The sequence below is a fragment of the Mucilaginibacter sp. genome (assembly GCF_025362475.1).
Taxonomy (GTDB): Bacteria; Bacteroidota; Bacteroidia; order Sphingobacteriales; family Sphingobacteriaceae; genus Mucilaginibacter.
Genome location: NZ_JANYGH010000029.1, coordinates 124,719 through 149,355, shown reverse-complemented (window position 1 = coordinate 149,355; position 24,637 = coordinate 124,719). Strand labels below are relative to the sequence as shown.

The following is a 24,637-nucleotide window of genomic DNA, read 5'->3' as shown; positions in this document are numbered from 1 at the left end:
AAATTCGCGCCTAAGTTGAAACTGATGGTGCATACCGGGGCTTTCCGCAATAAAAAGGCAGAGGTATTTGGTAAGTATGATGTGGTAATAACTACATACGGCATTACGCGGATTGATATTGATGTGTTGAGCAGCTTCTTTTTTGACTATGTGATATTGGATGAAAGCCAGAATATCAAGAACCCATCATCTAAATCATTCCAGGCGGTAAAACAACTCAAATCGCGCTTTAAACTGATCCTGAGCGGCACCCCGGTAGAAAACTCGGTGAATGACCTTTGGACCCAGATGTCGTTCATTAACCCCGGCTTGCTGGGCAGTCAGCAGTTTTTTCAAAATGAGTTTGTTTCGCCTATCGAGAAGAAAAAGGACGAAGACAAGGCTCGCAAACTGCAGGCCCTGATAAAGCCTTTTGTTTTACGCCGAACCAAAGAACAGGTAGCTACAGAGCTCCCTCCAAAAACCGAGAACCTTTTCTACTCGCAGATGAGCGAAGAACAGTCATCGGTATATGAAAAAGTAAAATCAGAGTATCGCAACGAACTGCTTAAAAGCCTGGAAGACGGCACCTTTGCCAAAAGCCAGATACAGGTATTACAGGGATTAACCAAGCTAAGGCAGATAGCTAATCACCCCATTATGATTGATAAGGATTATGAGGGCGATAGCGGTAAGTTTGAAGACGTGGTGCATACCCTTGCCAACGTACTGGATGGCGGGCATAAAGTGCTCATATTCTCTCAATTTGTAAAACAGCTTACTATTTACCGCGAGCATTTTGATAAAGAAGGTGTGCCATACGTTTATTTAGATGGCAGCACCCAAAACCGCGGTGACGTGGTAAAGCAATTCCAGGAAGATAAAAAGACAAGGGTGTTCCTGATTTCGATAAAAGCCGGAGGAGTGGGTCTTAACCTTACCGAGGCCGACTATGTTTTCATACTTGACCCATGGTGGAACCCAGCTGTAGAACAACAGGCTATTGACCGTACTCACCGTATTGGCCAAACCAAAAACGTGTTTATCTATAAATTCATCACTAAAGATTCTGTTGAGGAGAAGATACTTGCCCTGCAACAGCGCAAACTAAGCCTCAGCCGCGCTTTAATCACTACAGAGGAGAGCTTTATCAAGTCGCTTTCTGCGGATGATATTAAGGAGATATTGGGGTAGGCTTTCGGATGTGCAGATGATGTAAACTGATCATTGTCCCAAAAAAATTGTCATCCTGAGGCACGAAGGATCTATTCTACAACATGCAAATCCGATATGCATAGTTCGCTAACAGATCCTTCGCTATCGCTCAGGATGACAAAAAGTGGGGCTACCTACTTCAACTTACCCAACGCTTCTTTAATTCTTGGTATCATTTGCTGAATTTCTTCCAGCGTGCTTGCACCTACCGAAGCACGGAACCAATTAACGGAATCATCAGTGCCGAAAGCAGAAAACGGCACTAAGGCCACTTTAGCTTCTTTTATCAAATAAAAGTTAATATCAGCAGAGTTGTTCAATACCGTTCCATCAGGTGTGGTTTTACCTGTGTAATCAATTTTAAGGGTCAGATAGATTGCGCCCATCGGGGTAATAGAATCTACCTGGAAACCTTCGGCTTTAAGTGCCTGGAAGCCCTCGTGCAAAGTGGTCAGGCTGGCCTGGATCTTTCCTTTAAGGTCTTCCAAATAAGCATCAACGGCCGGTTTGTCCATTATAAAATGCGCCATGGCAACCTGCTCGGCCTTTGGCGACCATGCACCCATGTGGCCTACAATGGCTTTCATATTATCGATGATGTTTGCCGGACCAAAGCCCCAGCCCACACGTACACCTGTTGAGGCAAAACATTTGGATGCGCCATCAATAAATACGGTATAGTCTTTAAGTTCCGGGCGCAGAGTAACAGGATCATAATGTTTAAAATCGCCAAACGTTAACTGCGAATAGATTTGATCATACAACAGATACAATGGCTTTTCGCCGGCAGCACGTGTTTTGTTTTCGGCAATTACCAGGTCGCAAATTTCTTCCAGGTCCTTTTTATTGAACATGGTGCCTGTTGGGTTCAGGGGCGAGCAAAGTGCCAGTAATGTTGCTCCTTTTAAATGCGGACGAATCTCATCCGCAGTGGGCATAAAGTTATTTTCGGGCTTAGTTTCTACAATGATCGCTTCGGCGCCGGTAAGGTCGCTATAGTGATTATTGTTCCATGAAGGTGCAGGGAAAACCACTTTATCGCCCGGATCAACCAATGCTAAAAATGTAGAATAAATAAGTGGCCGCGAACCGCCAGAGATCAGTATCTCGTTTGCTTTATAATGAAGCCCCATTCTGCTGCTCAAAAACACCGAAACACTTTCGCGCAAATTTAACATCCCATCAGCCGGCGGGTAGTTGGTTTGGTTTTGATTATAAGCATCTACAATACCTGCTTTTAAATCGGCAGGGATAGGGTAAATATTGGAGTCGAAATCACCAATGGTTAAGTTAGCGATATTTTGTCCTTGACGTTTTAATTCATTTATCTCGCCCGCAATCTTGATGATCTCGGATCCGCGTAAATTTTGAGCTAATACAGAAACACTCATGTTGTTGATTTTATGAGCGGCAAATATAGGGATTTTTGGAGCAAGGATTTTTGGAGCAAAGAGCAAGGATTTTTTTTGGATTAAGGATTTGGGGATTAAGGAACAAGTATCTTTTGAACCAAAGTTTTTTTGGAGCACGGACAAAAAAGTTAGTAAATAGAAAAAGCAACCGTTTAGATTGCTTTTTCTATTTATAATTTATACAAGGTCTTTTCTCCGAAAATCTCTGTTCCTTGCTCCAAAAATCTCTGATCCTTATATCAAAAATCCTTGTTCCTTGCTCCAAAAATCCTTAATCCCTTACAAATATGCTTTCCTTAACCTGATGATATGCATCCAGTGCATCAGTTTCATTACAGGGTAAACAGGGTCAATTTCGAACCATTTGGCTCCAAAATTTGCATTATTGGGGCGCTTGTGGTGATTGTTCTGAAACAATTCGCCAAGCATAAAGAAATCAAACGGGGTTGTATTTTTTGATTTATCGCCATTATCAAAATTAGCGTAACCGTATTTATGACCACACCAGTTAACAATTGCGCCATGAATAGGGCCCATCATAAAATGGATAGGAATTAACAGGTACATCCACCATTGGGTAGCAAATGCTACGTAAAAAGCGATATATAATGCGCCAAATGTAAGGCGTGATGCGATAGACGATCCAACGTAATCCAAAAAGCGCCATTCCGGGTAATTACCTTTAAAACGTTCTTCGGGTTCTTTTAACCTTTTAACGTGATCGCGGTAACTTAATACAGTATGCCACATCAACTGAAAAACATCCTTAAAAAAGTGTGGTGAATGCGGATCCTTTTCGGTATCGCTATAAGCATGATGCTCACGGTGCATTATAGCATAGGCACGAGGATTTAAGAAAGAAGACCCCTGGCAAATGAATGTCAGCAGATAAAATGTTCCCTCAAAAAACTTGTTTGTTGTGAACATTTTGTGTGAAGCGTACCTGTGTAAGAAGAACGTTTGAAAAAATAGCGACAAGAACCAGTGCGCTATGAAGAATATTATTATTACCACTGAATTAGAATAATTAGAATGAACTGTTATTTATAATCTTTCCAAAGGTACGATTAAAACCGATAAAAAGTTTTTGTGCGAAATTTTTGACGTGAATTTTTTATGAAGAAAGGCTATATTCCCCTTAAATAGCAGCCTTTCTTACTAAGAAATATTTTTTTTATTGTTATTATAAATTAAATTCCCGGGCAAGTAATCGATAGGATTCCAGTCTGTCCTCAAAGTTTTCGGTGATCGTAACGGCCATAATTTCATCAACATTGTAATCATCTGCCAGCCAGCCCAGCTTTAATTTAATTTCGGATGGTGTACCTGTAATAACCCGGTAGCGGTTATGACGGATACGTTCCTGGTCCTGTGCAGTATAAACTTCGTTTTTAATGTCATCATAAGCTATGGGAATAATTGGTCCGCCTTTTTCAAACTGCAGGAAACGATGATCCATAACCGCCCGGTGTTGCTTAATCTTCTCCTCATCTTCAGAGCAAAAAACAAAAATTGCTACGTTAACCTCAGCCTGTGCCAGGTCATCAGATGGCTGGAAACGCTCGCGGTACAATTTAACGTTTTGCGGCCCGCCATTAGGGTTTATGAAATGGGCGAAGGAAAAGCCCATGCCAAAATGCGCGGCAAATAAACCGCTTTGCCCGCTTGAGCTTAGCAACCATTGAGCAGGCACCGTTTTTACCTGTGGTATAGCCCTTATTTTAGCCTGAATGGTACCCGGCTCATAAGTATCATGAAAATAGTTATTTAAATCGGCCAGCTGCTCCACAAAATCCTGCTCCTTAAACTGGTTGGAAGGATTTAGTACCGATGCCGTAATACGGTCGGTGCCGGGTGCGCGGCCCATGCCCAGGTCAATACGACCGGGAAACAATGCTTCCAGCATCCTGAAATTTTCGGCCACCTTTAAGGTACTGTGGTTAGGCATCATGATACCGCCCGAACCGATACGCATTCGGTGGGTTTGCCCCGCCAGGTGGGCTATCAATACTTCGGGGGTTGAGCCGGCCAAACTACCGGTGTTATGATGTTCAGATACCCAATAACGGGTATATCCTAATTCATCAGCAAGCTTTGCCAGTTGTATAGTTTCTTTTACTGCGAGCTCGGCAGTAGCGCCTTTTCTAATAGGCGACTGATCAAGCACACTTAAGCGAATTTTCTTTATGTCCATATTATATATGAACACAAAAATAAGCATAGGTTTGCCTGTGGATATTACAATGGGGTTTTATGGCTTTGGAATTACTTTTAAACAGGCACAAATAACCATCCGGACACCAGTGAATTTTGCTTAAACGTGTTTAAAAATGGATGTAGATTTTCCACATTATTAAAAATCAAATTGCAAATTGGAGCTTACGCGTCAACCGTATCCGTAAAATGTCATTTTTATCCATCTCAGATACCAAAAGAAGGGATTATGCAGTTAAAAATTCGGTATTTTTATAGTTGAAAAGCCCCATTCATCAGCTCAAAAAATTAAAAAAACTATAAAACTTTTTTAATTAAATTTTTATCTTCCTTGGTATGCAAACAATTACAGAAATTACAACTTTTAGGGGTATAACCTTTTAATTTATTGTTCCGTATAAAGAATATCGATTTAAGCGAATTATGACAATTAACACAAAATCCGTTAGCGTATTATTGGTTGATGACGATGAGATCAATAATTTCATCTCCATTAAACTAATAAAGAAGGCTTTATTAAATACAGAGATCATGGCCTGCTTAAACGGTAAATTTGCTATTGAGCAATTAGCTGAGATCCAGAACCAGGACCCCAATAAATTGCCCGATTATATACTTTTGGATATTAATATGCCTATTATGAACGGATGGGAATTTTTGGACGAATACAAACGCTTAAACCTCGATCCGCTGGGCAAAAGCAAAATTTTTATCATATCATCATCTGTATTTAGTAACGACATTAATAAAGCGCGCTCGTACCCACTAGTAAAAGACTTTATCAGCAAACCGCTTAACGTAGAAAAAATTAAAGAACTTTTTGATGTGCAGCCACAGGTTTAAGCGGGCGTAACTTTAAAATGCTCGCCACCATCATCACTGCTTACATTACCAATTGCAAATGATTTGGAATGATAAAACAGGCAGGTCCAACCTTCTTCTGATGCTAATTTCCCATACTCTTCACGTAATTGCATCGCCTTACGCCCATCCATATCATATTTAGCTATAAATTTTCTTATCAGTTGCTCTGGTTCCGGTAGTTCATCGCCACCAAAAAGCACTTTTGTACCTTCTATATCTATCCAGAAAACCTGGTGAAAAGGGCAGTGCCCGCCGGATAGTTCATATCTTATACCGGGTATCAAATCGCCGCTACCTTCAACAAGGGTAATGTTAGCATCCTGCAGGGCCTTAAATATCTCTTTATGGTATGATGATGATTTGCCGGTTATCCCAAACTCCCATTCTCCTTTTTGTATGATATGCCTGGCCTGCGGAAAGCTGGGCACCAGTTTGCCATTACGCTCAACCACCAGGCCGCCAGAGTGGTCATAATGCAGGTGCGACATGAGCACCAAAGTAACATCGTCCGGATCAAAACCCGCGTTGCGGATATTTTGATGCAGAATCAGTTCATCGCGGGTATCTTTAAAGCCAAGACCCGTATCTAACACGATAAGATCGCGGCTGGTTTTGATCAGGAAAGGGTTTACATGGATAAACAATGAACCCGGTCGGTCTCTGAAATTGTCAGTCTCGGGGTTAAATGGAATAAATTTTTTAGTTGAATCAACTGAATATGAGCCCTCTCCTAACGCGAAAATTTCCATAGATGCAATGTGTCAGATTTTGAATGTAACTTTGTCTGTTTAAAAAGTCAATAATTATATTTACTGTTTTAAAAGCTACAAAGATATGAATAAACGTTGGGCGGTAAGGGAAAATGCTGATGAAGGATTGGTAAGCAAATTAGCCGCCGAACTTAATATTGATACCGTTTTAAGTACTCTCCTGGTTAACAGGGGTATAAGTGATTTTGAAGAGGCCCGATACTTTTTCAGACCCGATCAGCGGCACCTGCATGATCCATTCCTGATGAAGGATATGGAGAAGGCCATTGAACGCATAGAGCTTGGTATGGCTGCCGGCGAAAAGATATTGATATACGGTGATTATGACGTTGATGGTACAACCGCGGTAGCCACCGTTTACGGCTTTTTTAGCAAACGCTATACAAACCTGGAGTATTATATTCCCGATAGGTATAAAGAGGGTTATGGCATATCAACCCAGGGAATTGATTATGCGGCCCAAAATGGCTTCAGCCTAATTATCGCGCTGGATTGCGGAATAAAATCGGTGGATAAAATTGATTATGCCAATACTTTGGGTGTTGATTTTATTATTTGCGATCACCACTTACCCGGTGCCGAACTGCCTGCCGCGGCAGCCGTACTTGATCCCAAACGTGCAGATTGCGAATACCCCTACAAAGAATTATCCGGCTGTGGCATCGGCTTTAAATTAATACAGGCTTACGCCGAAAAAAATGATATTCCCTTTGAGGAAGTAAGCATATACCTTGATCTTGCCTGTATCAGCATATCCTGCGATATTGTACACATCACCGGCGAAAACCGGGTACTGGCACATTTTGGCCTGCAAAAGATAAATACCAATCCCTGCATCGGCGTAAAAACATTAATAGAAATAGCCGGCAGAACCCCGGGTAATTTAACCATATCTGATGTGGTGTTCCTGATTGGGCCCCGTATTAACGCAACCGGCCGTATTGATGATGCCAAACATGCCGTGGAACTGCTGATAGCCTGCGATGAAAAGGTAGCCAAGGCAAAAGGCCTCATGATCAATACCCGCAATACCGAACGCAAGGGCCATGATCTTAATATCACCGATGAAGCCCTGGGGATGATTGATAATGACGAGATCCTGATTGGCAAAAAATCAACCGTGGTTTTTAATAAAGACTGGCATAAAGGCGTTATCGGCATTGTGGCATCACGCCTTACCGAAAAATATTACAGGCCAACCATCGTGCTCACTCAATCAAACGGTCATGTGGCGGGTTCGGCACGCTCTGTGCTCGGCTACGATCTTTATGAGGCTCTTTGCGAGTGCAAAGATCTGCTTATCCAGTTTGGTGGCCACAAGTATGCCGCGGGCCTCACCATGCATCCAGAGAACGTTGAAGCGTTTAAAAACCGGTTTGAAGAAGTGGTAAGCGCCACCATATTACCAGAACAATTAATTCAACAGATACAAATTGACGCCGAATTACGTTTAAGCCACATAGAACCTAAATTTTTTAGAATACTGAACCAGTTTGCCCCCTTCGGCCCCGAGAATATGGCGCCCATTTTCATTAGTAAAAATGTGTATGTTAGCGGTAACGCGGGTTTGGTAGGTTCGGCGCATATAAAAATGGCTGTAATGCAGGAAGGCTCACCAGCTTTTGATTGCATTGCCTTTAACCATGGCGAATATCTGCCGCAATTGAAAAGCGGTGTTCCGTTTGATATTTGCTACAGCATTGAAGAAAACGTTTGGCGGGAAAGAAGGACTATACAGTTAAATATAAAAGGAATAAGGATAGGAGCGTAAGCTACACATACCTGTCATTACGAGGTACGAAGCAATCCCCGATTTGCAGGTCAGCCCTGTACGGTTAGAAATCGCTTCGTACCTCGCAATGACGGTCGGAAAAATAAAATAATGATACTAAGAGCAGAAAATTTAGTAAAAAAATACAAACAGCGCACCGTTGTTAACGATGTATCGTTCGAGGTAGCACAGGGCGAGATAGTTGGTTTGCTTGGGCCGAACGGAGCCGGGAAAACCACCTCATTTTATATGATCGTAGGATTGATAAAGCCTAATGAGGGTACTATTTTTCTGGATGATAAAAATATTACCGGTGATGCCATGTATCGCCGGGCTCAAAAAGGTATCGGTTACCTGGCGCAGGAAGCATCAGTTTTCCGCAAGCTTTCTGTAGAAGATAACATTAAAGCGGTACTGGAAATGGGCACTATGCCTAAAGACAGGCAACGCGATAAACTGGAAGAACTGATAGACGAGTTTAGCTTACATAAAGTGCGCAAAAACCGTGGCGACCTGCTATCGGGAGGTGAACGCCGCCGTACCGAAATTGCCCGCGCCCTTGCCGCCGAACCTAATTTTATTTTACTGGATGAACCTTTTGCCGGGGTTGACCCTATCGCGGTAGAAGAGATCCAGGCGATGGTAGCAAAACTGAGGCACCGCAACATCGGCATCCTGATTACCGATCACAATGTACAGGAAACCCTATCCATTACAGATCGTGCGTACCTGCTTTTTGAAGGCAAGATACTGGAATCGGGCGTGCCCGAGGTATTGGCCGAAAATGAAATGGTACGTAAGGTGTACCTGGGTGCAAACTTTGTTTTGAAAAGAAAAGTATTCCCTCAATAAGCTTATATGACAATTTTCAACTCTGTATTTACATGGTTTATGAAGAAGCGTATCCACCAGATAGAGCTTTTTATGAAATACCCTAATGAAGTACAGGAAGAATGGTTTGAGCAGCTCATATCTATGGCCGAAAGCACCGAATGGGGCCGCAAGTATCAGTATAAAAGTATTGAAAACCTCAACCAGTTTAAAGAGCGGGTACCTATCCAAACTTATGATACGCTTAAACCCTACATCGAGCGGATGCTCAAGGGCGAAAAAAACGTGCTGTGGCCGTCAGAGATCCGCTGGTTTGCAAAATCATCGGGCACTACCAGTGATAGGAGCAAATTTATACCTGTAAGCGAGGAGGCCTTAGAAGAATGTCACTTTAAAGGCGGTAAGGATTTGCTTACCATCTATTTTAATAATCAACCCAATGCCCGTATGTTCACTGGTAAAATACTCACCTTAGGTGGTAGTCACCAGGTGAGCCAGCTAAGTGCCGATACTTCTTTCGGCGATCTATCCGCGGTGATCATGAAAAATCTGCCCCTTTGGGCCGAATTTCACCGCACGCCCGATATGGATATCGCGTTACTTGAAAATTTTGAAGAGAAAATTGAAAAGATGGCTTATGCCACCAAAGATGTGAATGTAACCAGCATCAGCGGTGTACCTACCTGGAACCTGGTATTGTTTAAACGCGTACTGGAGATCACCGGCAAAAAAAACCTGCTGGAAGTTTGGCCCAACCTGGAAATGTATTTTCACGGCGCCGTTAATTTCACCCCTTATCGCGAGCAGTTTAAAAAACTGATTCCCAGCGATGACATGTATTATCTGGAAAATTACAATGCATCCGAAGGCTTCTTCGGCATCCAGGATACCAAAGAGCCCGGAGATATGCTCCTGATGCTTGACTATGGTATTTTTTACGAATTTTTACCCTTAGAGAACCTGCATCACGAAAACCCCGAAACGCTTACGCTTGATGAAGTAGAGCTGGACAAGAACTATGCCCTCATCATCAGCACCAACGCGGGCCTTTGGCGGTATATGATTGGCGATACCATCAAATTTTCATCACTGGCACCTTTCCGGATCCGGGTTACCGGCCGAACCAAACATTACATTAACGCCTTTGGCGAAGAAGTGATCATTGACAATGCTGAACAGGCGCTTGAAGAAGCCTGCCACCAAACCGGCGCTATCATTCGTGAATACACCGCTGCCCCGGTATACTTTAACGGTAACGACTGTGGCGCTCATGAATGGATCATAGAGTTTGAAAAGAAACCCGCCGAATTTGAACGCTTTGTTGACCTGCTGGATGAAACCCTGCGCCGCATCAATTCCGACTATGATGCCAAGCGTTTTAAAGACCTTGCCCTGCGCCGGCCTATAGTACGCGTTGCACCCCAGGGCACCTTTTTTAACTGGATGAAGGAAAAAGGAAAACTGGGCGGTCAGCACAAAGTACCGCGATTAGCAAACGACCGCGAGTATGTGGATGCTATTTTGAAGATAATGGAACCGGTAGGACTATAGACGCGATACCTTCAATTCTTATAACTTTAAAGTCAGCTGATCTCCGGGGCCGATTTCTTTTTCTTCTTTATGCTTGGGTACAATATCACCAAAATTGGATAGCGAAATGCCTAACAGCCTGATGCGGGTATCATCCGGGTTAGTAGCAGCCATCAACTGTTTAGCCGTTTGGCTAATAGTTTCCAAATCGTTAAACGCGGTAGTAAATGATTGATTGCGGGTGATCTGCCTAAAATCGCTGTATTTTACTTTGAGGGTTAGCGTCCGGCCTTTCAGCTCATACTTTAGCAAACGGTTATGAACAGTAAGGGCTATCTTATCCAGTTCGGCCTCCATTTCGGGCAGGGTGGTAAGGTCATAGGCAAAGGTATCCTCGGCACCTAATGATTTGGTTTCGCGGTGGGGCTGTACTTCCCTGTTATCAATACCGCGTACTATCTGGTAGTAAAACCTGCCGGGCTTGCCAAAGTGTTTGGTCATTTCCTCCTCGCTCAGCCTTTTTAGGTCGGCGCCGGTGTGCAGGCCCATTTGTTTCATTTTCTGGGCAGTTACCTTGCCTACGCCAAAAAACTTTTCAACCCCTAAAGCCTCCATAAAAGCTTCAATATTTGATGGCCCTATAAACTTCAGGCCGTCGGGTTTATTGATATCGGATGCTATTTTGGCTACAAATTTATTGATAGATACACCCGCCGAGGCTGTTAGGTTTAACTCGTCTTTAATGGCCTGTTTTATCTGTTTGGCAATATCAATTGCCGAGCCGATGTTGAGTTTATCGTTGGTAACATCAAGATAAGCCTCATCTAAAGAGAGCGGCTCTATCAGGTCCGTATACCTGCTAAAAATCTCCCTGATCCGTTCCGAAACCTCTTTATAAGCCGCGAAGCGTGGCCTTACAAACAAGGCATCGGGGCATAACTGCAAAGCCCTTTTTGATGACATGGCCGAGCGGATACCAAACTTGCGGGCCTCATAACTGGCTGTGGCTACTACCCCGCCCCTGCCTTGCGGCAAACCACCAACCACCAACGGCTTGCCCCGGTACTCCGGAAAATCCCGCTGCTCAACAGACGCGTAGAATGCATCCATATCAATATGGATAATTTTACGAATGATCTGTATAGGTTGGTCTGGCATCGGTATTGCAAATATAAGCTGCCCTGCTTCGCAAAAAGGTATCTATAATTTTTATTCAATGATGCGGCACAATACCTTAATAATGACCAGTCTTTTTTGCTCCCCGCTTATAAATCCCCTTTAGCCGTAATTTGGCAGATGTAACCTCCTGCCCTGAATTGGCCTTGATGCTGGGCTTATCATCTTTGCCGTTTGTAACTATACCCTCATTATAGGCCGAAGGAATCCATTCGAGGTTTAGTTTATATCCGCTTTGCATAGTCATACTGATTAATGCAGCCTTTCATCACAATGCCGGTTGCCAAAAACAATTGTGTCGTTATGCCGGCTTTTTGCAGGGCTTAGTAACATCCTCATTTAATCCTCAAAAATCAAGAACTTTTGCCCGGGCAAAACGGCTCAATAAGCAAGGATAATCACAAAAACAGTTACTCCTGAACGCCGGGAGCCGAAAGCAAGACTATTGGGCAAACAAAAGCTCCTCACATCCTGCCGTTTTACGCCCACCGAAAATAACATCCGTGGCAAATATTTCAGCAAAAAGCAATCAAATATGTGCTACCAATCTCACCTGATTTATTTCAACTTTCTTTAAATCGACAAATTACACATTATCTCACCTCCAAAAACGCACCAAAAAATCTTAGTGTAATAATTACACTAAGATGAATAATATCACCCAGGGAAACCACACCTTTGCAGTGAAAAATAGGACACCAATATATAACCCTAAGGGCTACAATATCGGGTTAAAATTGGCCCCGTTTTTTGGTTGTATTCATAGATAAGCAATACAATTAATTAACATAACAATTAAAAAATAAAACAATGAAAACCAAAATTTTATCCGTAATCACAATGTTTGTTATGGTGTTAGGTTTAACAAAATCAACCTACGCCAACTCATTAACAATGGATGCCTTCACCCTATTAAATGATATCAGCACCATCAATAAAATAGAAGTTCATGGCAATGTAGAGTTATACATATCTGATGCAACTCAAGACCAGGTAAAAGTTTACAATAAATACTACGCCGAACGCGCATTAGTGCAAAGCAAAAACGGCGTGCTAAGCATTGCCTCATACACCAACGAAAAACTGGTAGTTTGGGTAAGCGCTGCCGACCTGCGTTCCGTTTCGGTATTTGATAACTCCACCGTAAAATCATTCGGTAAACTATCAAAAATTGAATTTAATGTGGACTTACACAATAACGCCGTAGCCAGTTTAAACTTAGACGCGTTTAGTACAACCGTAACCGTAAAAGATAACGCAACGGCCGATTTAAAAGGCGCCACAGAAGAATTAAATCTGAACAGGGCAATCCAGTCAAACGTTAAAAGTAACAACTTTGCTGTAAGCCATTTAGTTGAAAACAAAGCCATTTATACTGCCGGTATGGGCAGCAACACAATGGGCATGTAAACCCGACTTTTGCAAAAGTCCATCATATATTACGGAAGCTATCTGCTAAGCAGGTAGCTTTTTTTGTTTTTGGGGTATTTTATAATCGGGCCTTTCCCCCACCTGTCGAGGCATAAAATCCAGAGGGGATTGAAAGGGCAATCACGCTTTGAAAGATTTGTCATCCTGAACGCAGTGAAGGGCCTATTCGCAGACTGTACAGAGCGAAGAAGCAAGGCGAAGAATAGATGCTTCACTGCGTTCAGGATGACAAAATGTGTTTTTGCAAACTCATTCCCCTACCTGATCAACGTAACGGATCCACTTTGATGGGAGCTTGTACCATCTGGCATGTTATAAGTGGCAATCCAATAGTACACTCCAGAAGCTACCACGCTACCTTTATAGGTTCCATCCCAACCCTGGAATAGGCTTCGGGATTGGAACAGTTGATTACCCCAGCGATTATATATTACCAGTTTAAAATTGAGCGGGTTACTTTCCTGGTTAGGCCTGAAAACATCGTTTACACCATCGCCATTAGGTGTAAAAGCATTGGGGAAAACCACCGGCTCGCACTGATCCTGAATTATATCAATATCAATTTCGTCTAAAATACAGCCCTGCTGGTTAAGTATAGTAAAATGATTAGGGCCAGGGAGTAAATCTTTAATGGTTTGATCAATTGAAAACACGTCATTATCGTGTTTTACTTTTACAGCACCTTTGCCATCCCCACTTATGGTAAACTTTATTTCGCCAAGTAATTTGCAAACCGGGGCCTTAACCTTATAAATCAGGCCCGGTTTATCCAATGTAAAATCAGGAACTGTTACCTGCTGCTCTTTATGATCGCCTCCGGATGAGTTGATTACTAATGTGTATGTGCCAGGCATCAGAAAATTAAATACCCCCGTACTATTATTCGCATTATTTAGGGTATAGGTGTAGGTGTCCGGATGATCCTGGGTAATTACTTTTACACTGGCCTGCCCGTAAGCGTTACATTCCGCCTGTATTTGTACCTCATTTATGGTTATTGGCGGGCAAATATCCTGCTGCAGGGTATAGTCCTTTTCATCGGCTATGCAACCATTTTGATTTAGAATAGTAAAATGGTAGCTGCCTGCGATTAAGCCGGCAAATGTATGATCGAATTTAAAAATCTGGCCATTGTACCTGATACTATAGGTTGTATTGGCTACCCCTGCGTCAAGTTTAATGCTGCCTTTAGCATCACATAAAGGATTGATTTTGGTAAATGTTATAGCCGGATTGCTTAATGTAAAATCAGGAACTGTTACTTGCTGTTCTTTATGATCTCCACCTGATGAATTAATTATTAATGTGTAGGTACCGGGCGTCAGAAAATCATATATCCCCGTATTATTGCTCACATTATTAAGGGTATAGGTGTAAGTGTCCGGATGATCTTGGGTAATTACTTTTACGCTGGCCTGCCTGTACACATTACATTCGGCCTGCATTTGTACATCCATGATGGTTATTGGCGGGCAATTATCCTGCTGCAGGTTGTAGTCCCTTTCATCGGCTATGCAACCGTTTTGGTTTAGAATAGTAAAATGGTAGTTGCCCGCGACTAAGCCGGTAAATGTATGATCAAATTTAAAAATCTGGCCATTGTACCTGATATTATAGGTTGCATTGGCTACGCCTGCATCCAGTTTAAGGCTACCCTTAACATCGCATACAGGATTGATTTTGGTAAAACGTTATAACCGGTTTGTTAATTGAATAAATCAGGGACCACAAATTGCAAGCTTGTTGCGCTGAACAGTCCGTCTGATTATACAATTACGGTGTAGTTTCCCGGACTCAGATTATTAAAAACCCCGGTTGTATTAGTTATACCATTTAAAGTATAAGTATAATGATCTGTATGAGGAGGGGTAATCACTTTTACGCTACCCTGATTGTAAACATCACACTCCTGCAGTATCTCTTTATCAATATTTGGTATTGGCGGGCAGTTACCCGGCAACAGGGCATAATCTTTTTCGTCGGTTACGCAGCCATTTTCATTCAATATGGTAAAGTGATAATTGCCTGCTATTAAGTCGGTAAAAGTATGGTCAAAGCTAAAAATCTGATCATTAAACTTAATACTATGTGTTGCGTTTGCATTACCCGCATCAAGTTTAATACTTCCCTTTTTTGAACACATTGGATTTGTCTTTGTAAAGGTTATAACGGGATTACCAATTGTAAAATCCGGCACTGTAAAATAAACCTGGTTTGGAGGTTCGGTACCATTTGATGAAATAGTTACCGTATAATTACCCGGACTAAGATTATCAAAAATGCCGGTTAAATTATTTTGGCCATTATTTAGGTAATATGTAAAGCGGGAGGCGTGCGGCTTGGCAACAATTTGTGCACGCCCTTTATTAAACACATTACATTCCTGACTTATACCCACATGATCGATTTCGATATATTGTACGGTTCCTGCTTCCGCGTCACTTGCGGCATCCAGAGTTTGATAGGGTAGCACACCAACAACATCCTTAATAACCCTTTTTTGCATATCAAGCTCATAAATCTGCCGTACCGGATATTCGGTAAAGGCATATACTTTAGTAACTCCATTTATTGTTGCTGCTGTTAAACTGTAAATAGTTTCACCGGGTATGGGTATGTATAGTTTACTAAGGGCAACATTTGCCAAATTGATCTTGGCTATGCCCTCACCTGCAGCCATATATAATTCATTGTTATAAAACATCAGGTCTCCCTGTGCACTATAGGGCATCGTTCCTATAAAAATTGTTCTTTTGTTGGCCGGATTAAATGAATATAGCTCGCTACTTATTGCATAGTATAAAATTCCCTGCTTGTCAACAGTAAGTGCATTACCAAAATTACCGTCGCCTAAAAAAACACAATTGGTAATAACAGGTGAATTACCACCCGTTATATCTCCAGCAAACATCGAAGAACCGTTACTGTAGTACAATTTATTGCCTAATATGGCTATAGAAAAAAACTCATTGGTTCCACATCCTCCAACAGGCACCGACAATGGACCATTAGGTGTTAAGGTAACGCGTTGCAGAGGCACGCCGTACGCCGCAATATAAAATTGCTGGCAATATCCCTTAACTAACGTTAAAAAGAAAATGGCAAAAAAAAGTAATGCGCTTTTAAAGGGAGATGTAATAGTATAAAACAAGGAATAAGTTTTGCGGGCAAATATAGAAATATTACCTTTTCGGATGCTGACTTTTCTGCCTTTCCTAGTGTTTTCTCCGATGGCTTGCTGACCCAATGTGATGCGTCAGCAGCCCCCAATTATTCCCCCCAAGCTTTCCCGGTATTCCCGCAGGAATGTTCCCCGCAACAGCAAGGGCCTACCCTTGTGAAGCGGGGAATTGCTCATTGTTACTATAACAGCTGTCATCCGCAACATTTTTTTATGATAAGGTTTAGGCTTAAAGCGTTTTTTTGAAAAGCAGTAAATAGTAGCTATACCATCAAACTTTAAGCAGGATGAGCCAATCTTTAAACTGACTATTTACCTGCTTCAAAGTATCACAAAAATCAAGCGTAAAACAATACCTACTTCTGGGTATATTGTGCATAAAAATCATATCCTTCAATACAATTGCCTGCTTCTAAAACAATTGCTATATTGCTATTTATTAATCATTTTAATCACTGCATGGGTATATCAAACGATTTAGAACAAAGAATTAAAGCCGAGATTGATAAAATACATGCCGTTGCTCATTTGCTGCCAGGTGTTACCATTATTCACCGTATGCCCGATTTTATTCTCGAATACATGTCGCCAAGTGGGTTAAATCAATTGGGGATCAGCTTGGCAGAGTTTCGCAATTATACGCCTTCAGAGTATATAGCTAACTATTTTAGTCCCGAGGACGCAGAAACGTATGTGCCTAAGATCAAACTCATGATTGAGCGGAACAACGATGAAGATATTACTTTTTTTCAGCAGGTAAAAATAAATGGTAACCCGGATTGGGTGTGGCATTTAAGCACGATGAAAATTTTGATGCGCGATGATGAGGGGCTACCGTTACTAACGATCAATATGGCTTTTAAGGTTGATCCCATACAGCATATCACCGTCAAAGTAGAGCGGATGCTGCAGGAAAATACGTTTCTGCGTAAAAACTACCAGCTGTTCTCTAACCTCACCAAACGCGAACGCGAAATTTTGCGTTTATTGGCGCTGGGTAAAAGTTCGTCAGAAATAGCCGATCAATTATTTATTGCCGTTGGTACAGTAGAAACACATCGCAAAAAAATCAAGCACAAACTAAAAGTGAATTCGTTTTTTGATCTATCGCAATATGCTATGGCGTTTGACCTTATATAACCAAGCAAATACACCTTTCACCCAAATGCGTCTTTTGCCCTCCTTTATTCCACTTTTTGGAGTTGTATCCACATACGAGGTGCTTTACTTTACACCTTTTCGTATAATTTCACACTTTCTTTACAATTTCACACAAAGTTTGAATAATAAGAAAGTAAATTTCATATTTGAAAAGCTTTAGTTAATACCAAAAGGGGGATTAGTTTAGGGGAACTAATTCCCCCTTATCTATTAATAAAGCGAAAACATACAGCCAACCCAGGGCTGTGTAAATGGTTCGCATCAGGAGCAAATAAATATTCCACATGATATCATAGCAGGAGTAAATGAAGATAAAATTCACAATTATTTTATATTTTGAATTGCCTTTTATCTTTTCGTGTTTCATCTTATCTTGCCTCCTCATTCTTTTTAATGATGGCTGTAACAAACCTATAGGGTTGTTAGTCATATAGCTGCTTATTACATAATTACGCCCATGCCGGTAAAAACCACTCTTAGCGAAAATATTTCGATAGCGTTACAATCAATAGCCGGTAACAGGTTGCGCACTTCGCTTACCGCGTTAATTATTGCTATAGGGATTATGGCACTGGTGAGTATCTTAACGGCTATTGAGGGTATAAGGCAGTTTACCAATGATGCCTTTGCCGATTTGGGCGCCAACTCCTTCACTATCCAAAACCGCGGCGAGGGCTTAAACTTTGGTAACGGCGGTCATCGTAAGATATATCCGTCCATTACCTATGACCAGGCCGATCGTTTTAAAAAAACCTTTAAACTACCCGTAATAGTTGCTGTTAATTTAGATGTTACAGGCATAGCGATAGCCAAATTTGGCAGCGAAAAAACAAATCAGAATATCTCTGTCTCCGGATCAAACGAAAACTACCTGGCCACCAGCGGTAAAAAACTGTCCTTTGGCCGTAATTTTTCAACCTCCGAGTTGGAACACGGCTCAAACGTGGTGCTTATAGGTGATGAGATTAAACAAAAGCTTTTTAAACACTCCGATCCTGTTAATCAAAACGTTTTTATCGGGGGTATTAAATATAAAATAGTAGGGGTTATTGCATCAAAAGGTTCAAGCTCATTTGGGGGAGATAAATTTTGTATTATTCCGATATTGAAAGCCAAACAGATAGATACCAATAAAAAGGCATCATATACCATTACCGTTAAGGTAAAAGGTCCCGGAGCCCTGGATGCAACAATTGGTGAGGCAACATCCCTGTTCAGGAACGTGCGCAGCCTTAATGTTGTTAATGCAACTAATTTTGAAATTTCACGGAGTGATTCTGTTCAGCAGGAGCTTTCAAGCCAGCTGGCTGGTATTACGGCAGGAGGTTTTGCCATCAGTATAATTACGCTGATTGGCGCTGCTATAGGACTCATGAATATTATGCTTGTATCCGTTACCGAGCGTACCCGCGAAATTGGCGTACGTAAAGCGGTTGGCGCCACACAATCGGTGATCCGCAAACAATTTTTAATTGAAGCTATCGTAATCTGCCTCATGGGCGGGGCGGCGGGCATAGTGCTTGGGATGGCTGCAGGTAACGTAATTGCCGTTCAAATAAGCGGGACCTTTGCAATACCATATGGCTGGCTTGTATTTGCCGTAGTACTGTGTACTTTTATAGGGCTGATATCGGGCTATTACCCTGCCAAAAAAGCCGCCAAACTGGATCCGGTTGAGGCTCTGCGTTACGAGTAAGGGTTTAATTTACTAGTCTATTGCCTTTGATATAAAATCCCGGGGAAACTGAATGGGAACAACGTTTTAAAAGATTTGTCATCCTGAACGCAGTGAAGGATCTGTTCGCAGACTTTACAAGGCGAAGAAGCATGGCGAATAATAGATCCTTCACTGCGTTCAGGATGACAAAAGGCTTTTTTTTAAACGCCTCTACCCGCCAAATTTCATCCAAACCAAATATCCAACCCAAAGCAGAATATTGGAATAAACACCAGCCAATACATCATCCATCATCACGCCGGTACCGCTGGGCAGGGCTTCCATCTTACGGATTCCCAGGGGTTTTACGATATCAAAAAAACGGAATAGTACCAGGCCCGCCAATAAAAAGTAAAGGTTTTTCGGAATGAACACCATGGTAATAAGCATACCTGCCACTTCATCTATCACCACGCGCGAGCTGTCTTCCCCCCAGTCGGGTTCAACTTTATTGCTTACATAAACACCCCAAAGGGTTATAATAATAGTGATAGCCAGTAAATAAAATGGATTTTGAAGAGCAGCGCATTGCCACAACAGCCAGATGCCACCACAGGTAACAATAGCAGCATAAGTGCCGCCTCCCTTTAAAAAACCTATACCGCAGATGGAGGCTATTATTTTGTTGAATTTCATTGTTAAATTTTCCTCGCCTTTTTTCTAAAAGATCGATTTTTTCAATATTAATATACCTGTATCAGAACTTCAGCAGGAATATTTAACAACTCGGTTAATTTGCGGATCATGGACAGGCTTAATTTTCTTTTCCCTGATAAAATTTCAGACTTACGTGAACGATTGCCTAAAATGTTGCTTAACTCACTTTCTGATAAATTCATTTGTTCCATCCGGAACCTTATTGCATCTAATGGATTAGGATAAGCAACCGGATAATGAACCAGTTCATACTCCTTAACAAGTATACTTAAAACCTCAAGCTCATCAGAACTTGCAGAACCTTCAATGATATCGGTTTGCATTAATTCATATACACGCGCTAATGCTTCGTTATATTCTTCTTCTGTTTTAATTGGTTTTAACATAGCTTATTGTTTTAGCATTTATCTTGTCGTATTGATTGTGTGTTCCAAACCAAACCACAAAAACAATTTTTAATCGGTATTCTATATCCACAATTAAACGATAACTGTTGCCGTGAATATTGAATACGACTCTCTTTTCATTTAGTATGGAAGCATTTCTGTAATGCGCCTTTAATTCATTGGGGTTATTCCAGATCGCTAATAACGCTTCTTCATGCCAACTTAATAAAGCTTGTTCTGCCTGGTGAAATTCTAAAATATATTCTTTTAATGTTTTTATGGCTATCACCCGCATATAATACAAATATAGCACATGTTCCCATATTGGTAACAAAAAAAAGCAAATAATAGAGTTATATTATTTGCTTCGCCATTATTTCAGTTTTAATCTTCTGCCAACCGCCTACTGCTTATCCAGCACATCCTCGGCAGCCTCGGCCACTTCCGGTTCAATGGTATGGCGTTTAGGAAAATTGAACAGTAACGATGTTAATACCGGGATAATGAATATGGCCACGGTAAATACCGAAGTTACTATATCGGCGCTTTCGCCTTCCATCATTTTGGAGAAAGGCGCTTCCGGATAAAAGTGAATGTATAAGGAAGAAGATAATTTAATACCCAATACACCAATCACAATGAAAGCTACGGTTTCCAGGAAAGTAAATTTCTCCATCAGCTTTACAAATGCCTGGGCCACAAAACGCATAGCCAGGATACCAATAAATACACCGATGTAGATCAAAACCACATGATCTGTAAAGGCCACTGCAGCAAATACGTTATCTATAGAAAAGGCAAGGTCCATCAACTCAACCAAAGCCACTGTAGCCCAAAATACGCCGAACACCCCAACGGTTGACTTGTATAGCCAGTTCTTGCTTTTATCTACCTCTGGTTCTTCGCCGCCGGAATTTGCCGCCTGTATTTTCCCTTTAAAATAATCAAAACTGAGGTATAACAGGTACAAACCGCCAATAGGTTTTAACCACCAGATTTTTACCAGCCAGGCGGCCAAAAACAGGCACACGCCGCGCAAAACGTACGCGCCGATAATACCATATCTTAAAGCTTTTTTTCGCTGATCTTTTGGCAAATCCAGTACCATGGTTGCCAGTACGGCAGCGTTATCAACAGAAAGCAAACTCTCAATTAAAATAAGGTTTAAAATAATGAGGAGGCCCGCTTTAATATCCGGGCCTAATATGTAGTGAAAAAAATCCATGGTAGCAGGTAATGTATTTTTGTTAATGTTAAATAAACTAAATTAAATCGGTATTCAGCATACTTTTTAAAATATTGGCCTGAACATCAATATTGGTAATATCATCAAGGAAACTGATATCCGAGATCTTTTTATAATTATCGGCAAGCAGGCTTGTAATTTCGGCGGGCATGTATACTTTCATGGCCGCGGCATTACCCTCCAGCTTGTCGTTCTTGTTCTTAAGTTCGTAAACCAGTTTTTCTTTTTTAGATAGGTTGGTTGACATATCAATATCCGCTATTTTGGCTTTATCAAAAAACACAAACAGACTATCCTGCGGGGCATATAAAAAATAACGGTCAACCTCCAAAAACTTATATATCTCAATAACCTGGCTGCCCGATTTTAACCCGCAATAAAACTCGGTTTTAAAATCATATTTGCACAATACGCCCATCAGCTTGCGCTGTATGGTAGCGTACTCATTCTTGTAAACACCGGGAAGATTGTAAGCCGTTACTTCTTCCACCAGGTCATTACTGATAGTGTAGAAAAAATCAGCGGCAAACCGGGAGCTGAAAGAGTTGATGTTTTTTGAAAGCGGATTGTCGTTAGCGCTATCAGACAACACCTGGAATAATTTGCGCAATGAAAGATTGATCTTTAATGCCTGCCTTTGCTTTTCTATATTAAAATTGGCAAGGGTATAGGTTGGATCATTTAACCGCTCAATCATTTCTTTATTGATCTGGATCTCATCAAACAACAGACTAATATTGCCTTCGTTGTTCTTCTTGATCTTGCGGAGCAGATCAATCAAACTTTGAGTGAATTGCAGGTGAAACAGATCGAGTTTGTTGATATCCAGTTCGGGATTGCTCTCAAACAGCTTATGGATCACCTGGCTGCGCAGGTAAATTTTATAAATAATATCGTCACCAAAATACACAGAGAGCAATTGCAGCTTACTGAGCATTCTGTTGGATTGATTTAGAATATTTAACCGGTTTTCATCCATGTACTGAGTACAAAATTACGAAAAAAGAAGCCTTGCCCAAAGCCCCGCCAAAGGAGATGACTTTAAAAACAAAATCGCCTGTGGGTACAGGCGATTGGGTATAAAATTCTTATTAATCACGTCACGAGCACAGGGCGGTAGCCCATCACGTTTTTTGCAAAAAAAACTTTTTGTCATCCTGAACGTAGTGAAGGATCTATTATCCGCCATACTTCTTCGCCCTGTAAAGTCTGCGAATAGATCCTTCACTACGTTCAGGATGACAAACCTTTTAAAACGTCTTTTACGCGTTCGTCACGTGTTTCTTCAACTCTGTTTCCAGCGATTGAAGCTCGGTATTCAGCGTTTTCCGGTTTGCGGTACCTTCATCATGGATGCGTTTTACCTCGGTAAGGGTTTCTATCAACGATGCGGTGGTGCGTTTCAGGGTATCCAATGATACTACCGTTTTCTCGTTCTCGCGGGCTACGTCAATGCTGTTTTGTTTAAGCAGCTCGGCATTTTTTTGCAGGATGGTGTTCGTGGTATCCGAAATCTTTTTCTGCATCTCCACATTTTCCTTTTGCCTGTTTAGGGCCACGGCTATGGTTAACTGGTTTTTCCAAACCGGAATGGTGGTTGATACTATTGATTGTGCTTTTTCGGCAATGGTAGTATTATTACTTTGCACTATCCTGATTTGAGCCAGCGATTGCATCATGATAAAGCGAACCACTTTTAAATCGGCAAGGCGTTTATCCAGGCGGTTAACAAAATCGCGCAGGTCGGCAATTTCGTAATCATTATAGGCAGATGGATTGGCGTCCATCTGCGCCAGCTGCTCGTTCAGTTCGTTGTATTTTAACTGGCCCGATATAATTAGCTCCTCCATCTGGTGGATGTAGGTTACATTGCTATCAAACATGGTTTGTAGCGAGCTGTTATCCTTTAATGAATTTACGCGGCCGGCTTTGATCTTATTAGTGATCTTATCAATATTGTTAATTACGGTATCGTATTTCTGGAAAAGCTTTTTGGCATCAAATACCAGCTTTTTAACAAAGGGAATATGCGATATAAATGAGGTAAACGCGTTTTGGTTTAACTCATCCACATCGATGTAATTAAGCTCGGTAAGCAGATCGTTGATCAGCAAACCAACCTCGCCCGAGTTATAGGTACGTACCGATGTTAAAAAGTTGTTACTGTACTTTTCCATCGAAGCCTGCACATCGGTGCCGTAGTTAAGGATGGAGTTAACATCTTTAGGATCCAGCGCTTTTGCTACCTCACTGTATTTTTGCACCTCGGTAGTGCTGATATTGCTCAGGTCTACATTGCCTTCTTTATCCAGCAGCTTTACCGGAGTGGTAGTACCCGGGGCAGGATTAATATCCAGGTTAACCGGGGTTATATTTATTGGGTTGTTATTAGGTGTGCCTTCCATGATTTTTTCTGTTGAAATAGTTGATCGATTATAGCACCCGGATAACCAATATATACCCTGGTGCTTAACTTCTGTTATAAATAATTATTCGTTACTGTTTTAACGGTTTCTTCCAGCTTACGGTCGCGGGTTGGTTCGCCAATGGCATTAAATTTCCACTCGCCGTTCTTTTTATAAAAAACGCCCAGCACCATGGCCACATGGCCGGCAAAATCCTTACTGTGTGCAATATCATAAGTAGCAAACACCTCGTTTACACGGGTAGGTGTGCCTTCATAAATGCGGATGGATGCAAAAGGGATCGACCCAAAATCCTGCCCGCGGAAGCTGTTCAGCATAAAAGCCACATAAGTTACTGATGCCGCAAGGCCCGAAAGATTTACCGTAATCACCTCGTTATCCAGGCCATCATTCCCGTTTAAATCGCCGGTAAGGTCATCGCCGCTATGTTTTACAGAACCATCTTTTGATTTTAAGTTGCCAAAATAGATCACATCTACCAGGTGCTTGTTCTCATCAAACAAGGCGCAGCTGGCATCCAGATCTACCGCTTCTTTGGTTACACCAAAACCAAAGAGGCCTTTCTTTTCTATAGCGCCCCAGTTGATGCCTATACAAACACTTTGCAATTTGCTGCCATTACTTTTTTCGAGACTGATGCGCTGTCCCTTTTGAAGATTGATTGCCATAA

General features: G+C 41.6%; 24 protein-coding genes. 9 read left to right on the top strand and 15 right to left on the bottom strand.

All coding sequences use genetic code 11. From position 1 onward, the window contains the following. On the top strand, positions 1–1,173 hold a 1,173-nt coding region (locus Q0R88_RS11175), incomplete at its 5' end, for a DEAD/DEAH box helicase (protein WP_295716075.1). 155 nt (positions 1,174–1,328) lie between these two features. Here Q0R88_RS11175 and Q0R88_RS11170 read toward each other — a convergent pair. The 3 genes from Q0R88_RS11170 to Q0R88_RS11160 all read right to left on the bottom strand — a co-directional run bounded on the left by Q0R88_RS11170 (position 1,329) and on the right by Q0R88_RS11160 (position 4,800). Then, complete coding sequence (locus tag Q0R88_RS11170; RefSeq protein ID WP_295716073.1) at positions 1,329–2,585, bottom strand: aminotransferase class I/II-fold pyridoxal phosphate-dependent enzyme; 1,257 nt, start codon at positions 2,583–2,585, stop codon at positions 1,329–1,331. 300 nt (positions 2,586–2,885) lie between these two features. Beyond that, positions 2,886–3,620: an acyl-CoA desaturase gene (locus tag Q0R88_RS11165; RefSeq protein ID WP_295716071.1), complete on the bottom strand. Its 735-nt coding sequence runs from the start codon at positions 3,618–3,620 to the stop codon at positions 2,886–2,888. Positions 3,621–3,789: 169 nt separating this feature from the next. Next, positions 3,790–4,800, bottom strand: a complete 1,011-nt coding sequence (locus Q0R88_RS11160; protein WP_295716069.1) for an LLM class flavin-dependent oxidoreductase — start codon at positions 4,798–4,800, stop codon at positions 3,790–3,792. A 443-nt stretch (positions 4,801–5,243) separates the two neighbouring features. On the opposite strand from Q0R88_RS11160, the gene Q0R88_RS11155 reads away from it, so the two are divergent. Continuing rightward, positions 5,244–5,663 carry a response regulator gene (locus tag Q0R88_RS11155; protein ID WP_295716067.1) on the top strand — a complete coding sequence of 140 codons (420 nt, stop codon included), beginning with the start codon at positions 5,244–5,246 and terminating at the stop codon, positions 5,661–5,663. Here the strand turns inward: Q0R88_RS11155 and Q0R88_RS11150 are convergent. Then, positions 5,660–6,433 carry an MBL fold metallo-hydrolase gene (locus Q0R88_RS11150; protein ID WP_295716065.1) on the bottom strand — a complete coding sequence of 258 codons (774 nt, stop codon included), beginning with the start codon at positions 6,431–6,433 and terminating at the stop codon, positions 5,660–5,662. The two genes, Q0R88_RS11155 and Q0R88_RS11150, sit on opposite strands and share 4 nt — an antisense overlap. Before the next feature lie 85 nt (positions 6,434–6,518). On the opposite strand from Q0R88_RS11150, the gene recJ reads away from it, so the two are divergent. The 3 genes from recJ to Q0R88_RS11135 all read left to right on the top strand — a co-directional run bounded on the left by recJ (position 6,519) and on the right by Q0R88_RS11135 (position 10,607). Further along, complete coding sequence (recJ, locus tag Q0R88_RS11145; RefSeq protein ID WP_295716063.1) at positions 6,519–8,225, top strand: single-stranded-DNA-specific exonuclease RecJ; 1,707 nt, start codon at positions 6,519–6,521, stop codon at positions 8,223–8,225. Positions 8,226–8,336: 111 nt separating this feature from the next. Further along, a complete protein-coding gene (lptB, locus tag Q0R88_RS11140; protein ID WP_366087120.1) occupies positions 8,337–9,077 on the top strand; it encodes an LPS export ABC transporter ATP-binding protein in 741 nt (246 codons plus the stop codon). Between the two features lie 6 nt (positions 9,078–9,083). After that, entirely contained in the window at positions 9,084–10,607 is a 1,524-nt protein-coding gene (locus tag Q0R88_RS11135; RefSeq protein ID WP_295716061.1) for a GH3 auxin-responsive promoter family protein, read from the top strand. Positions 10,608–10,625: 18 nt separating this feature from the next. Here the strand turns inward: Q0R88_RS11135 and dinB are convergent, their stop codons facing one another. Both dinB and Q0R88_RS11125 read right to left on the bottom strand, forming a co-directional pair. Further along, complete coding sequence (gene dinB / locus Q0R88_RS11130; protein WP_295716059.1) at positions 10,626–11,744, bottom strand: DNA polymerase IV; 1,119 nt, start codon at positions 11,742–11,744, stop codon at positions 10,626–10,628. Positions 11,745–11,820: 76 nt separating this feature from the next. Continuing rightward, positions 11,821–12,003: a hypothetical protein gene (locus tag Q0R88_RS11125; protein ID WP_295716057.1), complete on the bottom strand. Its 183-nt coding sequence runs from the start codon at positions 12,001–12,003 to the stop codon at positions 11,821–11,823. Between the two features lie 569 nt (positions 12,004–12,572). On the opposite strand from Q0R88_RS11125, the gene Q0R88_RS11120 reads away from it, so the two are divergent. Continuing rightward, positions 12,573–13,172 (top strand): DUF2807 domain-containing protein, encoded by a 600-nt coding sequence (locus Q0R88_RS11120; protein WP_295716055.1) that lies wholly within the window; start codon positions 12,573–12,575, stop codon positions 13,170–13,172. A gap of 278 nt (positions 13,173–13,450) precedes the next feature. Here Q0R88_RS11120 and Q0R88_RS11115 read toward each other — a convergent pair whose 3' ends face one another. Next, positions 13,451–14,650 carry a gliding motility-associated C-terminal domain-containing protein gene (locus Q0R88_RS11115; protein ID WP_295716053.1) on the bottom strand — a complete coding sequence of 400 codons (1,200 nt, stop codon included), beginning with the start codon at positions 14,648–14,650 and terminating at the stop codon, positions 13,451–13,453. A gap of 117 nt (positions 14,651–14,767) precedes the next feature. Here Q0R88_RS11115 and Q0R88_RS11110 point away from each other — a divergent pair, with 117 nt between their 5' ends. Beyond that, positions 14,768–14,890 carry a hypothetical protein gene (locus tag Q0R88_RS11110; RefSeq protein WP_295716051.1) on the top strand — a complete coding sequence of 41 codons (123 nt, stop codon included), beginning with the start codon at positions 14,768–14,770 and terminating at the stop codon, positions 14,888–14,890. Positions 14,891–14,958: 68 nt separating this feature from the next. Here the strand turns inward: Q0R88_RS11110 and Q0R88_RS11105 are convergent, their stop codons facing one another. Continuing rightward, complete coding sequence (locus Q0R88_RS11105) at positions 14,959–16,233, bottom strand: hypothetical protein (protein WP_295716050.1); 1,275 nt, start codon at positions 16,231–16,233, stop codon at positions 14,959–14,961. Between the two features lie 600 nt (positions 16,234–16,833). On the opposite strand from Q0R88_RS11105, the gene Q0R88_RS11100 reads away from it, so the two are divergent. Continuing rightward, positions 16,834–17,514, top strand: coding sequence for a helix-turn-helix transcriptional regulator (locus Q0R88_RS11100; RefSeq protein WP_295716048.1), 681 nt, complete (start codon positions 16,834–16,836; stop codon positions 17,512–17,514). Positions 17,515–17,992: 478 nt separating this feature from the next. Continuing rightward, complete coding sequence (locus Q0R88_RS11095; protein WP_295716046.1) at positions 17,993–19,231, top strand: ABC transporter permease; 1,239 nt, start codon at positions 17,993–17,995, stop codon at positions 19,229–19,231. Between the two features lie 192 nt (positions 19,232–19,423). Here Q0R88_RS11095 and Q0R88_RS11090 read toward each other — a convergent pair whose 3' ends face one another. The 7 genes from Q0R88_RS11090 to Q0R88_RS11060 form a co-directional block, all read right to left on the bottom strand. After that, positions 19,424–19,888, bottom strand: a complete 465-nt coding sequence (locus Q0R88_RS11090) for a phosphatidylglycerophosphatase A (RefSeq protein ID WP_295716044.1) — start codon at positions 19,886–19,888, stop codon at positions 19,424–19,426. A gap of 47 nt (positions 19,889–19,935) precedes the next feature. Next, positions 19,936–20,295 carry a transcriptional regulator gene (locus tag Q0R88_RS11085; RefSeq protein ID WP_295716041.1) on the bottom strand — a complete coding sequence of 120 codons (360 nt, stop codon included), beginning with the start codon at positions 20,293–20,295 and terminating at the stop codon, positions 19,936–19,938. Then, on the bottom strand, positions 20,279–20,590 hold the full coding sequence (locus tag Q0R88_RS11080) for a type II toxin-antitoxin system HigB family toxin (protein ID WP_295716077.1): 312 nt from the start codon (positions 20,588–20,590) through the stop codon (positions 20,279–20,281). Before Q0R88_RS11080 ends, Q0R88_RS11085 begins: the two co-directional genes overlap by 17 nt. Positions 20,591–20,698: 108 nt before the next feature. Then, positions 20,699–21,520 carry a TerC family protein gene (locus Q0R88_RS11075; protein ID WP_295716039.1) on the bottom strand — a complete coding sequence of 274 codons (822 nt, stop codon included), beginning with the start codon at positions 21,518–21,520 and terminating at the stop codon, positions 20,699–20,701. Positions 21,521–21,557: 37 nt separating this feature from the next. Further along, positions 21,558–22,478: a hypothetical protein gene (locus Q0R88_RS11070; protein WP_295716037.1), complete on the bottom strand. Its 921-nt coding sequence runs from the start codon at positions 22,476–22,478 to the stop codon at positions 21,558–21,560. A 325-nt stretch (positions 22,479–22,803) separates the two neighbouring features. Then, positions 22,804–23,946, bottom strand: coding sequence for a toxic anion resistance protein (locus Q0R88_RS11065; RefSeq protein WP_295716035.1), 1,143 nt, complete (start codon positions 23,944–23,946; stop codon positions 22,804–22,806). A gap of 74 nt (positions 23,947–24,020) precedes the next feature. Continuing rightward, positions 24,021–24,635: a TerD family protein gene (locus Q0R88_RS11060; protein WP_295716033.1), complete on the bottom strand. Its 615-nt coding sequence runs from the start codon at positions 24,633–24,635 to the stop codon at positions 24,021–24,023. Between the last annotated feature and the right edge of the window lie 2 nt (positions 24,636–24,637).